At 55.7% G+C, this 16,322-nt stretch carries 9 protein-coding genes; 5 read left to right on the forward strand and 4 right to left on the reverse strand.

From position 1 onward, the window contains the following. The gene (locus AC2FLJ_RS15235) at nt 1-2,052 is read right to left on the reverse strand and encodes a dockerin type I domain-containing protein (RefSeq protein ID WP_496706572.1); all 2,052 of its coding nucleotides are present in this window, start codon (nt 2,050-2,052) and stop codon (nt 1-3) included. A 210-nt stretch (nt 2,053-2,262) separates the two neighbouring features. Between AC2FLJ_RS15235 and AC2FLJ_RS15240 the strand changes: the two genes are divergently transcribed. From AC2FLJ_RS15240 to AC2FLJ_RS15260, 5 genes are read left to right on the forward strand one after another with little or no spacing between them, the layout of a single operon-like run. Then, nucleotides 2,263-6,093 carry an Ig-like domain-containing protein gene (locus tag AC2FLJ_RS15240; protein WP_496706573.1) on the forward strand — a complete coding sequence of 1,277 codons (3,831 nt, stop codon included), beginning with the start codon at nt 2,263-2,265 and terminating at the stop codon, nt 6,091-6,093. 60 nt (nt 6,094-6,153) lie between these two features. After that, entirely contained in the window at nt 6,154-6,960 is an 807-nt protein-coding gene (locus AC2FLJ_RS15245; protein WP_496697740.1) for a SapC family protein, read from the forward strand. 2 nt (nt 6,961-6,962) lie between these two features. Beyond that, on the forward strand, nt 6,963-8,318 hold the full coding sequence (locus AC2FLJ_RS15250; protein ID WP_496697738.1) for a TolC family protein: 1,356 nt from the start codon (nt 6,963-6,965) through the stop codon (nt 8,316-8,318). Then, nucleotides 8,306-10,453 carry a type I secretion system permease/ATPase gene (locus AC2FLJ_RS15255; RefSeq protein ID WP_496697736.1) on the forward strand — a complete coding sequence of 716 codons (2,148 nt, stop codon included), beginning with the start codon at nt 8,306-8,308 and terminating at the stop codon, nt 10,451-10,453. The genes AC2FLJ_RS15250 and AC2FLJ_RS15255 overlap by 13 nt, the downstream gene beginning before the upstream one ends. Then, on the forward strand, nt 10,437-11,747 hold the full coding sequence (locus tag AC2FLJ_RS15260; protein ID WP_496706575.1) for an HlyD family type I secretion periplasmic adaptor subunit: 1,311 nt from the start codon (nt 10,437-10,439) through the stop codon (nt 11,745-11,747). Before AC2FLJ_RS15255 ends, AC2FLJ_RS15260 begins: the two co-directional genes overlap by 17 nt. A gap of 71 nt (nt 11,748-11,818) precedes the next feature. On the opposite strand, the gene AC2FLJ_RS15265 is transcribed toward AC2FLJ_RS15260, so the two are convergent. The 3 genes from AC2FLJ_RS15265 to AC2FLJ_RS15275 all read right to left on the reverse strand — a co-directional run bounded on the left by AC2FLJ_RS15265 (nt 11,819) and on the right by AC2FLJ_RS15275 (nt 16,045). Beyond that, nucleotides 11,819-12,517 carry a response regulator transcription factor gene (locus AC2FLJ_RS15265; RefSeq protein ID WP_058274613.1) on the reverse strand — a complete coding sequence of 233 codons (699 nt, stop codon included), beginning with the start codon at nt 12,515-12,517 and terminating at the stop codon, nt 11,819-11,821. Continuing rightward, entirely contained in the window at nt 12,517-14,382 is a 1,866-nt protein-coding gene (locus AC2FLJ_RS15270) for a PAS-domain containing protein (RefSeq protein ID WP_496706577.1), read from the reverse strand. Before AC2FLJ_RS15270 ends, AC2FLJ_RS15265 begins: the two co-directional genes overlap by 1 nt. Before the next feature lie 130 nt (nt 14,383-14,512). Then, the gene (locus AC2FLJ_RS15275) at nt 14,513-16,045 is read right to left on the reverse strand and encodes a sulfatase-like hydrolase/transferase (RefSeq protein WP_496697730.1); all 1,533 of its coding nucleotides are present in this window, start codon (nt 16,043-16,045) and stop codon (nt 14,513-14,515) included. Between the last annotated feature and the right edge of the window lie 277 nt (nt 16,046-16,322).

The raw sequence follows: 16,322 nt of genomic DNA on the forward strand, positions 1-16,322 counted from the left end.
CTAAGGCGCTTCGAGGTTGCCCAGCAGGACCGAGGTCATGTCGGTGGCAATCAAGCCATCCACAGCCACTACATTGGCCCCGGTATCATAAGAAACATCGGTGCGCGTGATCCCTGAAAGGTCCGCGTCACTGTCGATGAAAACCCATCCCGGGGGAACGGCTGTCGGCTGTCCGACTGCTACTTGCAGAATCGACAATGCATCGAGCGCATTCACCGAACCATCTCGGTTGAAATCTGCCGCTATCAAATTCTCCGGCGAGGCCGGTCCCCATGTCGGGTCCAGTCCGACCGAAATTCGCAAAACCTGCAGCGCGTCCAATGCGTTGATGTCCTTGCTCGCAGTGGAATAGGTCTTGATGACGTCAAACTCGCCCTCAAAAGTGCCGGACGGTAAATTCAAATCGAACCGTCCATTGCTGTCTGCACGTACAGTGATTGTAGCTCCGCCATTTGGGGTGAAGCTGATTTCTGCGTCGCTGAGGCTGGGGTTGGCGGTTTCTGAGTTAATTGAAACATCCCCCAAAACCCCATCGGAACTGCCCGGATCGAGCCCCCCGAAATCGCCGAAATCGACGGGAATGTGATTGGGGCCGCCAAAACCCGCGCCAAACACCTGAGCGCTGTTCAGCGGACCACCAGAGGCGGAGTTCACGAATATTGTCTCATTGAAGTATTCAATCCGAGCGCCTTGTGCCGTCACGGTAAAAGTCAACTGTTCGGGCGTTCTGAGCAGCGGATAGTCGAATGTGTCCAACCGGTCGATACCGGCCTGAAAGTCCGTGATTGTGGTGGTTTCCGCTCCGTATTGCATGACAAAGATGTCGGCACCGGACCCGCCCGTCATTGTGGTCGCGGCCGAACCCGCAATCAATATGTCATCCCCGGCCCCACCAATAAGGGTCGTCGGAAGGATATTGCCGCTGAGTATATCGTTACCGACGGTCCCGTTAACGGTTTCCAGGCCACTACGCACGACGCCCAGATCCGCGACATCCACCGTAAGTTGGGTCAGCCCCGCATCCTGTTGCGACGCGACCAGAATCTGCAACTCATCACCGACCTGCGCGACGCTGAACGACTCCACATTCTGCAAACCGCTTTGGAGCGTATCGGCAAAACTGTCCAAATGCACCAATTGTCCGCCGGGCGTCATGGCGAACAAGGTTATTCCATCATCGCCACCGCCCGCGACAACAAACACATGCCCATTGACCTCAACCACTGAAAGATCCTGAACCGACTCGAACCGTGTGTGCAGCGAATCCAGGACATGATCGGTTGGGATTAGACGGCCATCGGCGGCCAATTCCATCACACTGAGAGAGTTGCTTTCAGCCCCCGCGACCACCACCCAGGACTTGCCATATGCCTGTATCACTTCGACCGCCGTGGGCGCAGCAATTCCCAAAGTCGTCAGGACCTCGCTGTTGTCTACCACTGCTATGGCTGCAGTTCCCCCATCAACCCTGTAGGTCGAGACAGTGTTGCTGGCCCCGTCGGCCGCAATAACAAAGTTGTCTGCGCCAACGCTCAATGACTGCATCGAATCAGATCGTGCCACGATCACGCCCGAGGACGTCAACGTGCCGTCCCCGTTCACGGTATAGGTGACAATCCGCCCGGTATCTTCATGCGCCATCATCAGCAGATCGCCGGACCCGGTCGACAGTTTCACCAGGGCTGAAATGTCACCGCCGCCAGTCAATGTCCCGGTTTCCCGCAAGGATCCAACGGTCCCATCCGCGTTCAAATCATATCCCAGAAGCCCATTTGCAGTGTCGATATCCAAAACGAGCTGATTACCACCACCAAATGAGACCGGTGTTCCGATGCTGCCCACCTGAAACGTGATCGAACCACTGAAATACTCGGTATCGACCAGTTGCGGCACAGCGCCATCAACAAGCTTCCAGACCGCAACACCGCCTCCGGGGCCGGTCAAACTGTACAGATACGTGGCCCCGTTAAGCGTTTTTAAAGCCGTATCACGGATACCTGAATCGAGCGCTGCGCTCCCTGTTGCAACCACGCTTTCGAACTGAAGCATCATACTACATCACCCCACGCCAAACTTGGCAATGACTGCAGGATGATCCGATGCCCGGCCCGATACCAAAGCGGAATTGTGGTGAAAATGAGGAGTTCGGTTTGAGTTTAACACAATTTTTCCTGGTCCGACCGCATGAGTCACAAACGCGAAAGACTGATGAACAAAACCTGGCCCATCCAGGCGGACACAGACATCACATGTGAGGGTAAGATGACCAAAGAACATGATCCCAAAGCCAAAACTGCAGACCCCGGATCAGACAATGGTCGCAAGGACCACATTCGCCGGTGGATTGATGGCAAGATGCGACGCTGGATTGGACGCGGTATCGCCGGGGGACTTGGCTCGACTCTCATGGCGCTACCCGCCTTGGCGCAGGCAACGATAGAAGAGCTTTATGCCTATCAGTTTGCAGAAACGATTCCCGGCGTTCAGTCAGTGAAGCTCCTGAAAAACGGGGATGTTCTGCTGAAGATGATAGATGGCAGTACAATGATTGTCGCTGCGGAAAACGTTCAGGTTCTGGACAGTGGCGCGATCATGATCGCCGAAAATACCGTGAGTGAAATTGCGCAATTTAGTCTGGCTGCCGAAGCAGGTGGTGCCGCTGCGGCTGGCGGCGGCATCAGTGGCGTCGGGGCTGCATTGGGCGGATTGGGCCTGGCGGGGGCCGCCGCGGCGGGGGCCGGCGGCGGCGGTGGTGGAGACGATGGTGATTTTCAACCCGCGCCGCCTGCACCGCCTCAGGTTTTGAACCTCGCACAAGCACAATCCACGGCGCTCAGCAGCACAGAGGCGAATATCAGGGTCCCGGATGGAACCGAAACAGTGGAACTTACGATCGGGTCTTTGGTCAAGTCCGTGCCACTCAATCCCGATGGAAGTTGGAGCATTTCGCTGACAGCCGTCGAAGCGGCCAGTCTGCCACAAGGTGTTCAGAACGTCACGGTTCTTCACTTGGACAGCGGCGGGCGAGAACTTTCGGTAGAGACCGTATCTTACAACATCGATACAGTACCCCCTACTCTGACAATTTCCGGATTGTCGGACGGTGCGGTCATAAATGCGGCGGAAAGCGCAACGGATTTGACCGTTTCCGGGACGACAAACGCGGAAAACGGTCAGACCGTGACGGTTACTCTGAACGGCGGAACATACTCTAGCACTGTGACCGACGGTCAATGGGCCGTCACTGTTCCTGCCAGCGATCTTGCCGCGTTGCCGGATGGCGAAACCATCGTGTTGACCGCAGATGTTTCAGATATGGCGGGGAACCCGGCAGCACAGATCAGTGACAGCATTGAGACAGACTTTACGGCGCCGACCGTTACCTTGGATCCTCTCCCCGTCGACAAAATCGAATTGGTCGACGTTCAGAACGATATGGAGCTGAGCGGATCGACAACAGCAGCTGATGGCCGGACAGTTATGGTCGAATTCGGCGGGCAAACCTATTTGACAACCGCCTCTGACGGTAGTTGGAGCGTCACTATTCCATCCGCTGATCTCGCAAATCTGCCCTCAGGTACTCCTGTGTCGATAAGGGTCGTTGTCAGCGATGAAGCAGGAAACACTTCGGTTCCGGCAATGACCTCCGTTCCGGTAGATCTGACTGGCCCTGCAATTTCCATATCGCCGCTATCAGTTGGATCCGCTGTGAACGCGGCAGAAGTCGGTTCGGATTTAACAATTTCGGGAATTACCGGGAACGTAGAAGACGGCCAGCAAGTAACAGTCGTGCTGGACGGCCAGAGTTACATCGGCGCAGTGTCCAGCAACAGCTGGTCGGTGACCATCCCAGCGGCCGACCTTGGAGCATTGGCAGACGGGGGCACATTCACCATCACCGCAAATGTATCCAATGCGGACGGGCTCGCAGCCAACCAGGCGAATGCACCCGTATCCAAGGATGTCACCGCCCCAACCTTGACCATCGATGGATACTCTGATGGTGCCGTCCTGAATGCCGCTGAGCGTGATACGGACCTGACAATCACCGGATCAACTGATGCAGAGGACGGACAGACCGTAACCGTATCGTTAAACGGCCAGGATTATACTGGCACCGTATCTGGTGGCGTCTGGAGCGCGACTGTACCCGCGGCAGATTTGACGGCATTGTCCGATGGCGCAACAATCCCGGTGACTGCAGACGTGACAGATGCCGCCGGAAACCCAGCGCTGCAGGCAAGCGGCAGTTTTGACACTGATTTCTCACCTCATTCCATCACCATCACCAATTTGTCCGACGGCCCGGTCATGAACTTGGCGGAACGCGGCACGGATCTGACGGTCTCAGGTGCATCGGATGCCCCGGACGGCACCACCATCACCGTGGAAATCGTCAGGGCAGATGGCATTGTAGACCTGAGCAATACCACTACGGTCAGTGGCGGCACCTGGACGTTGGTTTCGCCGGCGGCCGGCTTAAATGCCCTGCAAGACGACGAAATTTACAGTGTGAATGCGACGGTTTCAGACACGGCTGGAAACAGCGCCAGCGCGAGTGATGGGTTTGGAACAGACTTCACAGCACCAACTGTGACGATCAACCCATTGGCTGTAGGATCTGTTTTGGACGTCTCCGAAAAGGGCAACGATCTGTCCATTTCCGGGGCGACATCGGCGGAAGAAGGGCAAATAGTCACCGTCATGCTGGATGGCCAATCATATACCGGTGTCGCCACTGGTGGCACTTGGTCGGTCACTGTCCCTGCGGCGGATCTTTCCGGATTGGCGGACAGTACAAATTTCCCCATTTCTGCAACGGTCAGTGATCAGGCCGGCAATAGCGCCAGTCCGGCGACCACAACACTCGCTACGGATTTCCGGCCGCTGTTAGACCTGAATTCTATAGGGGCGAACAACTCAATTTCACTCGGCGACGCGCAGAGTTCTGGCGTTGTTGTATCTGGAACATCCGTTGGCCTCGCCGCTGGCCAAGCGGTGAATGTAACACTCAATAGTAACTCTGTCGGCACCGCTACTGTCGCAGCTGATGGAACCTGGTCGCTTGCAGTTCCGGCGTCGGATTTCACAGGTATTTCAGCAGGTGATGACCTGAACTTTCAGGCGCAGGCCACGGTTTCCGGCGGCCCTGATCCTTTACCGGCAACCGGTGAGACGACGGCGCATGTACCGGGCGCATATGTCATTGCAGAAGCGGGTCGGAGCGGTTCAACTATCACGTACCAAATCTTCGCAGACGCTGACCGCGACGTTTCCAGCGGGCTAGCTATGACGATCGAGTTGGGATTTGATCCTTCAGTTGTGACCTTCGACGCAGGATCCGATATTGGGAACGGGGCTTTCGGTCTGTATCTGTCCAACCCAGTTGGGGGCTCCGTGGTCAACTTTGCAGGTGTTGCGACCAGCTTTACGGATCTGAACCAACCTCTGGTAACGTTCACCATGACCGTTCAGGACCCCAGCAAACCGGTTGAACTGTCGCTTACCACCCCGGATGGGGGTCCGACGACCGTCATAGTCGGCACTGATGGAAATGACACTTTGGTCGCCAGCGATGTGGACAGCTTTGTTCGTGGTCAGGGCGGTGACGACGCCATCAATGTCTCGGACGCGGGTCGCGACGTCGTTGTGTTCGAAGCCGCCCCTGCGGCTAACGGAGTGGACACGATCACCGGCTTTTCACTCGGCGCGGCAGCGGATGTGTCAGATGCGTTGATGTTCAGTGGCCTCGATCACTCTACTTTGCGTGGCGATGGCACGGACGTTGAGACATTAAATGTAGGCAGCGCAGTTGGTGCCAACACGGGCGTCATCGGCTTGACCACAGCTCTGGCCGACCTGTCGATCAACACAATTGAAACTGCCGTCGAAAGTTTGACGGGACTTCAAGCCGGTGACGAGATCTACGTACTCGCGACAGATGGAGACGACAGCGTTCTGGTCAGGGTCGACTATTCATCCCCGACTGCAGCCACCGTTGAAACCATGGCGCATTTTTCGGGGTTGGACGACCTTAGCGGATTGAGCGCGGACAATATCCTGATCGCCGACCCGACCGGAGCAACGGCTTGATCAAAACACGGACTGCCGGCTTTTCAACCGGCAGCCACTCCATACACCAAAGGATCAAACATGGCAGAGAACGGCCTGTTCCCAGTCACATATGAGCGGCACAGTGGCAAATACTGGAAGCGTTTTTCATCTTACCACTTTGCGGAAACCCAGCAGGCTTGCTCGATTGTCGAGAAAGAAATTCTGCTCGTCGCGGCCACGTACCCGGTATTGTTTCGCGAATCCGAGGGGGAAATTGAACCTGTAGCGCTTTTGTCATTTAACACGGACGCGCCAACCCCTTTTGTGTCCGACGAAGGCCGATGGTTGGCCACCTACATTCCGTCCGCGTTACGGTGCCCGCCCTTTCAAGCGGGTTTGCCGAGTAAAACGGATTGTGAGCCACAACTTCAGGTCGATGAATCTTCTGGCCTGGTCACTGACACTCCGGAGGACGAACCGTTCTTTACCGACGCTGGTGAGTTGACCGCTGAACTTTTAAACGTCCTCAGGTTTATCCAAGCACGAGAGGCTTCGGCAAAGGACATTCGGTCCGTGTGTAAAGTCATTCAAGAGATGGGTCTTTTTGAAAAAATGACCAGCTACGAAAACGTCGCCTTGCCGACGGGGTACCTGGTCCTGGATGTCCGACGCCTGAAGGCTCTTTCGCAGACAGAGAAGCTTGCGTTGTTTGATGTCGGTGCAATTCAATTGCTGCACGCTCACCAAGTATCACTATCACACATTTCTTGGCTGTCGCAGGCACAGGAGCAGCTGGCAAAACCAAAACTTCAAAAGCAATACACCGAAAATTCAGACATTTCGCGTTTCCTTACCGCCATGGCACACGCGCATAATGACGAACTTTTAGTGACCGGTGAGGTGTGAATATGCCTCTGATCTGCTGCAACTCTGGCCTAAAGTATCTTGCCTGTCTGTGTATTCCTTTAATGGCGGCTTGCGCACCTCCGCCTGACCTTACGGGCGTAGAGGTTTCACTGTCAGCAGGTTCTGTTGGGGCTGGCGCGCAGCGGCCCCTTCCACGTCTGACGCAAAGCGAATTTGGTCAAAAGGTGCGGGCGGCTGTCGAAACTAACCCAAACCTCGCGCAAAGCGCGACACGACTGGAAATCGCAGACGCTGACGAAAATGCGGCCAAGGGTGCTTTCCTTCCTCGCGTATCAATGGGCATTAATGCGCGATCACAGCGTGTGAATTCCGATATTGCAGACTTCACCCCGTATCTGCGCGTTTCGCAACTCGTCTTTGACGGAGGTGCTGCGTCGGGCGAACTGGCTGCGGCTCAGGCTCGCGTCCTCGAAAGCCGAGGCGGTCAGCTGCAAACCGCAGCGGCGTTGGCCCTCGCCGCGATCGAAGCGTATGTTGTGGTCCTTGATCGGCGCAAGATCCTGGAAATCTCAACCCAGAACGTTGAGGTGCACGCCGAGATCGTGCGCCAGATCACGGAACGCAGCACGCAGGGCGTGGGCTCAAATGCCGACGTTTTGACCGCACGCTCGCGTATGGCAGACGCGCGAACGCAGCTTGCCGATGCAGAAGCCCGGACAGACAGGGCCGAGGCACAATACCAGGAAGTCTTCGGACGCCCACCGGGGGCACTTACCGCTCCAGTCGCTGCGCCCAAATTGGCCAGAACGGATTCGAAAATCGTTTTGGACAGCCCAAAAGTACGACGTGCGAATGCCGCTTTGATCGCCGCAAAGGCCGAGCAGACCGCAGCCATTGCGCGGCGGCAGCCAGGTGTAGAGATCGCGGCTTTTGCTGATCGCGATGACAGCAATGATGCTAATTTCGGTGTCGACCTGTCCGTTAACTATGAACTGGACAGCACCGGTCAACGTAAGGCCGCCATAGCTGCAGCCCAAGCTCAGGTAAAAGAGGCCGAATTCGCCCGTGAGACGTTAATTCGAGAAATCCGCCGCGAGTTAGAGTTCATCCGGTCAGATCAGGACGCGGGAGCGGTTCGCCTGCAGGCGGCTCGTTTAGCTGCCCAGGCTAACGCCGAAAGCGTGGAAGCTACGCGGGCTCAATTCACCATCGGCCGACGCAGCTTGATCGAGATATTGGATGCCCAGCGAGACTATGTGAACGCGCAGCAAAGGCTGATTTTGGCGGAACAAAGCTTCTTCCTTACAAACTACGCCGCCCTCAGTCTGACAGGGGACATCCTGGATTATCTCGGTATTTCAATTGCAAACACAGGCGTAGATTCATGGCCGCGTTGAAACCTTTAACACCTAAACAAGAGCTTTCTCCGTTAGAAACCTGCCTGCTGCACGTCGCCGCGCATCTTGATCGCTCACTTACGGTCGGGGCACTTCACGCAGCGCAATCCGGCACCACAGGCCATTTGACCCAACGCGAGGCGATTGCGGTGGCGCGCCATGCCGGGTTGCAGGCTGGGTTTGGGTCGCGAAGAGTTGTGGATTTCGATGACTCACTAGTCCCAGCAATTTTTCTGTTGGAGGACGAAAAAGCAGTTGTGTTTCACGGGCGTACCAAGAGCGGCCATCTTCTGATTTTCGACCCTGAGATGGGTGAAGGCATCGGAGAGGTTGAAGAGAAAGTTATAGGAAATCGCTACACCGGGTACGCACTTTTGTTTCGGCGCAGCCACAACGAGGAAACGCAGGGCCGAAACAAGACCGCATCCGGGCATTGGTTTTGGTCGGCCATGTTGGCAAACCGCTGGTCTTATGCGCAAGTGGTGCTTGCTGCGGCGGTAGCTAATTTCCTGGGCCTTTCCACATCCGTTTTCATCATGGTCGTCTATGACAGGGTTCTTCCGAATGAGGCGACGGAATCCCTTATCGCACTGACCGCAGGGGTTGGTCTTGCCCTTGCTTTCGATTTCGCCCTCAAACTCTTGCGCGCTGGCTTTATTGATCGGGCCGGGCAAAAGGCCGATTTGTTTATGGGGCGGCGCGTTTTTGACCAGGTTTTGAACATCAAAATGAAATCGCGGACCGGATCGACCGGTGCTATGGCCAGCACAATCCGCGAATTTGAAACTCTGCGCGAGTTTTTTACATCGGCAACTCTGGTCGCCCTCGTGGACCTGCCCTTCATCGCCCTCTTTATATTGGTCATTCACCTCGTTGGTGGACCCCTGGCGCTGATACCTGCCCTTGCCGTTCCGATTGTTTTGATTGCGGGCCTGGTAGTACAACCAATATTATCGCGTTTGGCCGAAAAAAGCTTTGCGGACGGTCAGTCAAAACAATCCGTACTGGTCGAGACGGTTTCCGGTCTTGAAACCATCAAAACAACCGCAGCGGCAAAACAAATGCGGGCGCGATGGGAAGATGCTATCGAGAGGCAGTCCTCGCATGGAATCCGCAGCCGGACAGTAACCCAATTCGCATTGAATCTGACGGGCTTCACGCAACAGGCGGCGCAGGTCCTGATTGTTTTCTTCGGCGTGTTCCTGATCACTGAAGGGCAGGCAAGTATGGGTGCGTTAATCGCGTCTGTAATGCTGACTGGACGCGCGCTGGCGCCATTGGGGCAGCTTGCCCAGACACTCACACGTGTGAACCAGGCGCGCAGCGCGTATCGAAATCTGAACGCTTTGATGCAGGCGGAAAATGAGCGGCCCGAAGGGCGCAACTGGATTAGTCGACCACATGTTAAAGGCCGCATTTCTTTCAAAGATGTGCATTTTGCCTATCCCGAACAAGCCGATGATGCCCTTTCAGGTGTCTCATTCGACATAGAACCGGGTGAAAAAGTTGCCATTCTGGGCGCGATCGGATCTGGGAAAAGCACAATCGCGCGTTTGATGCTCGGTTTATTCGAGCCGAGAACCGGTTCGGTATTGCTGGATGGGGTCGATATCCGTCAGATTGACCCTGGCGACCTACGTCGCAATGTCGGTTCGGTTTTGCAGGACGTTTGGCTTTTTTCCGGCTCAATTCGCGAAAACATTGCCAGCGGTGCGATCCGGGCCAGGGATCAAGATTTGATCAGAGCGGGCCAGGTGGCCGGGGTTGAAGATTTTATCGCGCATTGCCCCAACGGCTATGACCAACAACTGGCAGAACGTGGCGAAGGAATATCGGGCGGCCAGCGTCAAGCCATCGCGCTTGCCCGCGCGTTGATTGGACGCCCACCAGTGTTGCTGTTGGATGAACCTACCAGTGCAATGGACGTGAAGACCGAAGCCGAAGTTATCAAGCGTCTGAAGCAAGAAACCAATGACGCCACAATGGTTATCGTCACACATCGGAGCAGCCTGCTTGATCTGGTCGACAGGGTCATTGTTATCGAACGCGGCCGGGTCGGCGCAGACGGTCCAAAAAGCATGCTGACCCAGCGCGCGCGCTCAACAGGGAGGCATCTGAATGTCGCGGCATCCTGACCTTGCCATGATGGCAAGAGAAATGCGGGGAAAATCTCCGTTGGGGGGGTCTCTCCTGTTGCTTGTTATCCTTGCCTGTCTCGTCTCCGCCGGGCTTTGGGCCTATATGACGGAACTGGACGACGTGACTCGCGTGGACGGGCGGATTGTGCCGTCGGCAGACGTTCAACTAATCGAGGCAACAGAACCCGGAGTATTGCAATCCTTGCACGTCGCGGAAGGGTTGGTTGTCGACAAGGGAACACTGTTGATGGAGTTCGACACAACGCAAATCGACAGTCAGTTGAGCCAGGAACAACAGCGCGCGTATGGATTAATGGCTCGTGCCCAACGATTGAAGGCAGAGATTGACGGCACCCAGCTTACCTTCTCAGAAGAGCTAATTGAAGGTGCGCCAGAAGTCGTAAGATCGGAAACTGCTTTGTATCAGGGCCGTCAAGCGGAACTGGCTGCTGAAATCGCCATTCTGGAGCGGCAGCGTGAGCAGCGACACCGCGAGTATGAGGAAGGATTGGTAGACCAGGTAACAGCCGAAGAAACGCTTGGGATTCTGGCCGAAGAACGCGCCATCATAACCCCCTTGGTGGAAAAACGGATGGAACCTGCGACAACGCTTTTGTCGCTGCGCCGCAGTTCCGCCGAATGGGAGGGTCGCAAGGTCCGTGCAGTTGCAGTGACCAAAAGGTTGAAAACCGGATTGGAAGAAATCGACGATCGTATTCAAGCGGCACATAGCAGGTTCCAGAGCGCAGCTCTGACCGACCTTGCAGTCTCAACAGCCGAACTCGCAGCACTTCGGCCGTCCTTGCCGGCCTTGCAAGACCGCGCGGATCGCGCTCAGATCAGATCACCGGTGCGGGGGATCGTAAATCGCATTCACCGGACAACGATTGGCGGTTTGGCACGCAGCGGCGAAGAGCTGATCGAGATTGTTCCACTAGACGACAGGCTTCTGGTCGAGGCCTATGTTCGCCCAGAAAATATCGCGTTTTTGCACGCAGGCCAGCTCGTTAAGGTAAAAATTACGGCCTATGACTTTGCGAGTTACGGCGCGCTGGATGGTGAGATCACCCGTATAGGCGCGAACACGGTGACAAGGCCGGAACGTAATGATGAAGAGGTATTCGTCATCGAAATCCAGACACGTCACGCTATTCTGGACGCAAGCGGCGTTGCCGTCGAGATCATACCTGGGATGATTGCCGAAGTGGATATCTTATCAGGCAAGAAAACAGTTATGGACTACCTTTTGCAACCCGTAATCAAGATTAAGGATCGCGCTCTGCGCGAATAAAAAAGTGCAGCGTCAAACGACAAACTGGTGCCCCAAGTATTAACGCGGCAGGACGTCGTTTAGACCATTGCTTACCATTCAACATCACCCAAAAATATATATCCGGCACCATAGATAGTTTTGATCAGGCGAGGGTTTTTGGGGTCTTCGCCCAGTTTGGTCCGCAACCTGGAAATTCTGACATCCATCGCACGATCGAAACTGTCGCCGGCAGCGCCACCCAGGGCATCTTGCATCTGAGTGCGGCTGATCAATCGCTTGGGACTTTCCAGAAACAGCCTCAGAACTTCTCCCTCTGCATGACTGAACGGGGTCTCGGCGCCGGATCCGTCTTCTAGGATGTAGCGATCAAAATAAGCCGTCCAACCGTTGAAGCGCGCCACGTCAGACTGTGTGGTCTGCGCCTTGGGGGACCGCAGCCGCGCCCGAATGCGCGCCACAACTTCGGCAGGGTCGAATGGCTTGGTAATATAGTCATCCGCCCCCAGTTCCAAACCGGTGACACGATCCTGAACCTGAGCACGACCGGATATGATAATGACCGAAGCCCCCTGCTCCAGCGCCAGCCGATGCACCAGTGCCAACCCGTCCGTATCCGGCAATGACAAGTCAACCAGACATACGTCCGGCGTGACCCGTTTGAGCGACGCTTCGAATTCCCGTGCGCGCGCAAAGCTCTGGGTACGAAAGCCTGCTTCTTCAAGCGCGTCGGTCAGAATGCGCCGGATCTCGGGCTCATCATCGACGATGGTCACCAGCGGTTGAGTCATCAGGCAGCCTCGTCACGGATCAGGGCGGACAGTTGCGCCCGGGTAAAGGGTTTCCGCAGCACCGGCGCACATTTCAGCGCCTCGCGATACAACGGATCGGAATAAGGCAAGGATGTCATAAGGATACGGGGCAAGGCGGGCTCCAGTTTTGCCAAAAGATCCAAACCCGTCTCCTGCCCTTCAAGGCGAATATCGGACAGTACCAAAGCAATGTCTTTGACATCTTTTGCCAGGGCGATGGCTTCGTCACAAGACGTCGCCTCAATCACTGCAAACCCGATGTCGACCAACATATCGCGGAATTGACTGCGCAGATCGTTGCTGTCTTCGACCAACAGAACCAACCCCTCCTGTACCGGCGGCGCCGCACGGTAAGGCAATCGCAAAATGACCGACGCACCTGACGGGGTGTTGCGCAGACTCAGGTCGCCCCCGGCCAGCTTGACGGTGTCGTAGACCATCGGCAGACCAAGGCCCGACCCTTTGTCGCCTTTGGTTGTAAAAAACGGGTTCAACGCCTTTTCCAACGCATCTTTCGAAAACCCGGGGCCAGTGTCTGACACTGCGATTTCGGTCCATATCTCACCGATGGTATGGGCGCTGATTGTGATCTGACCGGATTCTCCACAAGCATCGCGCGCATTCAAAACCAGGTTCAGCAAGGCGTCCTGAACCATCCCCGGATCCAGCATAAGGGCTTTGTCCGGCAACGTATTGACCACCGACAGGCCAACACCGCGCGGCAGGGATGGAGAGGCCAGAATGCGTAAATCCTCGAGCAACCCGCGCATGTCCGTCGCTTTGGGTTGAGGTGTCCGGTTGCCCGTCATGTCGGCGATGCGGTTCAGCAATTGTCCGCCCCTGCGCGCTGTCTGCTTGGTCGCGTCGATCAGCTCACGGGCGTCTTCCGGCAAATCCATCTTTTCCAATCGGGACTGCATGCCCAGGATAATAGTCAACAGGTTCGAGAAATCATGTGCCAACCCACTTGTCATCTGTGCGGCCATCGCGCGGCGACGGGTTTGTTGCAGCGCGACACGCGCCTGCGTTTCCTCGGTGATGTCGACGGACATGATGTAAACACCACCTTCGCCATCAGGTGTGAAGGATACGCGAATGCGCCTGGAATCCTGATCTTCGGTAAATTCAAAAACAGAGGTTTCCCCGGCATAGGCCTTTTCTAGATGCGTCTGGACGCGTGTAAAAGCGGCAGATCCCAACGCCTGAGAAATATGCATACCCAAAATCTCGGACGGGCGACCTGGCATGACCGAGTTTAGCCGCCGGTTGGAGTAATCGTAACGGCCGTCAGCATCCAGATGTGCAATATGGGCCGGCATCATCTCGGTCGTCATACGGGTGCGCGCTTCGATCTCGGTCAATTGACGCTTGGCTTCTTCCAGCGCCGAATTTGTTGCCGCCAGTTTTCTGTTCGTTGCTGACAGTTCTTCAGCCCGGTCGAGCAACTGACCAGAAAGCTCCTCGGAGCGGGCACGCAACAGGGCCTCAGCCTGTTTGGTATTGGTTATGTCTGTGTAGACCGCCACCCATCCGCCTTTGGGTAGTGGGGCACCCTCGACCGATATGACCTGGCCATTGGCCCGAACACGTTCAATATAGTGAGATTCGAAGGTCAGAGCCTGATTGACACGCAGATCGACAGCCGCTTCGACATCATCGACATCGCCGTATTCGCCACTGGATGCGAGGTGCCGGATCGTATCACTGAACAACGCACCGGGCTGGACAAGATGGTCCGGCAGATCGAACATTGTCTGAAACGGTCGATTGCTGACCACCAGCCGAAGCTGACTGTCATAGATCGACAGGGCCTGGCCGATCAGGTTCAGACCAGCTGTCGTCATAGATTTTATCTGTTGCTCGGATATTTCCAAACCCATCCTCCCCGCGACACATGCGTAACACCGGATCTGTTACAGGTGTAGAGGGCAACAGCGCGACAGGTTGGAAAAACTGGTCGCATATATTTTGCGTTCAATACCTGGATTTGGTCTTGGGACCATCCGCCGTAATGGAATCCAGGGACAGCGTATGATCCATATTTTGCATCCGATGGCGCAACATTTGTCTGGATAGGCGCATCAAGACCGACATACATTCGGGATCATTTGCTTTGTTCCGCAATTCTCCACCATCCTGCCGATCAAACAGAATGGGCGGAAGGTCTGCGGCGAATTCGACCAGAGTGAATCGCTCATCCCTCAGGATGCCCAGACATGAATCGCTATTGCCCGTCCCCAAAACCTGCTGCCAGATCGTAGGTTGCTCTGGTTCGGCAAAATCCAACTCGCTGAAGGAATAGCTGCGCCAATCTTCGGGGATTTGCCCTTGCATCAGCGGCAGCAACGATCGACCGTCCATGGAATTTGGGATCGGCTGGCCGATCCAATCCAATATCGTCGGCGTTATGTCGATGGATTCCGTCGGTACCGAGATCACCGACCCGGCATGCGATTGATTGTTGGGGTCCCTAATCATCAATGGCGTTTTATAGGCGGCGTCAAAGACCGCCATCTTGCCCCAGCTGTGTCGGTCGCCCAGCATCTCTCCGTGGTCCGCAGTGATGACAACCATCGTGTTGTCGTATTGGCCGCTATCCTTCAGGAACTGGACGACACGCCCGATGTGATGGTCAACCTCGGTCGCAAGGCCCAAGTAAACGGCGCGTAGCGATTGGGTGTTTTCAAGCGTCGGCTCAACCCCGTCAAAGCCCAGAACAAAATCACCGGCAGACGTATTGTCAATTGTCGGGCCAATAAACGGGTGCATCGCCCGCTCATCCAACGAATTGGAGAACCCTTCGGGCCGAGGCAGGGTCGCTGGGTCATACATATCGTTGTAGGGTGCCGGGGCGACCAATGGCGGGTGTGGTCGAATATAGGTCAGATGGGCAAACCAGTCTTTGCCAACATAAGGCGCCATACTGTTCAAGAACACGTCCGTCAGGAACGCAGTATCACTGTCTTCCGCCCGATACATCGCAGGGTCATTCAATCGGGGATCACCCCCATCCGGCGCGACCGGCTTGTGAACGTCCCAGTAGTCTTCGAACGCATAGCCCTTTTGCATCAGGTGTCCGCGCCAAGGATAGGATTCCTCCAACCGCATTTCGAGGACCTCATGAAACCCAGCCATTGGGTGTTCATAGGATTTCAGGATCGGATCGTTGTGATCATGCACCCTAGGGTCGGCGGATGTATCCGTGTATCCAAACAGCATGGGCAGATAGCCGGCTTTGCGCATTTCGGTCGCGATGTTAGGGGTGTCGTGCCGCAACGGGGTTCCATTGCGAACCGACCGGTGGTTCATTGCATATTGCCCGGTCAGGATTGACACACGCGAAGGGCCACAGGGGTTGGTCACCGAAAAATGCCGGTCAAACGTCACCGCCTCGTCCATGAATGCACGCAGGTTTGGCAGATCGACATGGGCCGCTAAAGCGCCGTTCAGACAGTCGGCGCGCAATTGATCTATGATGATGAACAAAACATTCTTAGCGTGCCGCATTTCGCTCTCCCTGATTCCACGTCAGTGGCGCCAGAGCGAACTCTGTCTTGGTTCGCAGAACCCCGCAACACCTGAGTCACAACCCATCGGATTTTCGCCCCGCGCGCCCTTGCAACAGAAGCAACAGATTAATTTGAAATGATCTTGCACCGGTCGGCCCAGTTGAGCGCAAAACCAACCACAACCATGACTTTGGTGTCTGGAGATGTCACTTAGACGCTATTGAGCGGTAAGAAATACAACGTAGTTCGCAAAAATCCGTTGCAGGTCAATGTCC

It is taken from the genome of Ruegeria sp. CDSA034 (assembly GCF_059612275.1).

Coding starts and splice junctions, on each gene's coding strand:
- AC2FLJ_RS15235 (WP_496706572.1), bottom strand. CDS start 2,052: ATGATGCTTCAGTTCGAAAGCGTGGTTGCAACAGGGAGCGCAGCGCTC.
- AC2FLJ_RS15240 (WP_496706573.1), top strand. CDS start 2,263: ATGACCAAAGAACATGATCCCAAAGCCAAAACTGCAGACCCCGGATCA.
- AC2FLJ_RS15245 (WP_496697740.1), top strand. CDS start 6,154: ATGGCAGAGAACGGCCTGTTCCCAGTCACATATGAGCGGCACAGTGGC.
- AC2FLJ_RS15250 (WP_496697738.1), top strand. CDS start 6,963: ATGCCTCTGATCTGCTGCAACTCTGGCCTAAAGTATCTTGCCTGTCTG.
- AC2FLJ_RS15255 (WP_496697736.1), top strand. CDS start 8,306: ATGGCCGCGTTGAAACCTTTAACACCTAAACAAGAGCTTTCTCCGTTA.
- AC2FLJ_RS15260 (WP_496706575.1), top strand. CDS start 10,437: ATGTCGCGGCATCCTGACCTTGCCATGATGGCAAGAGAAATGCGGGGA.
- AC2FLJ_RS15265 (WP_058274613.1), bottom strand. CDS start 12,517: ATGACTCAACCGCTGGTGACCATCGTCGATGATGAGCCCGAGATCCGG.
- AC2FLJ_RS15270 (WP_496706577.1), bottom strand. CDS start 14,382: ATGACGACAGCTGGTCTGAACCTGATCGGCCAGGCCCTGTCGATCTAT.
- AC2FLJ_RS15275 (WP_496697730.1), bottom strand. CDS start 16,045: ATGCGGCACGCTAAGAATGTTTTGTTCATCATCATAGATCAATTGCGC.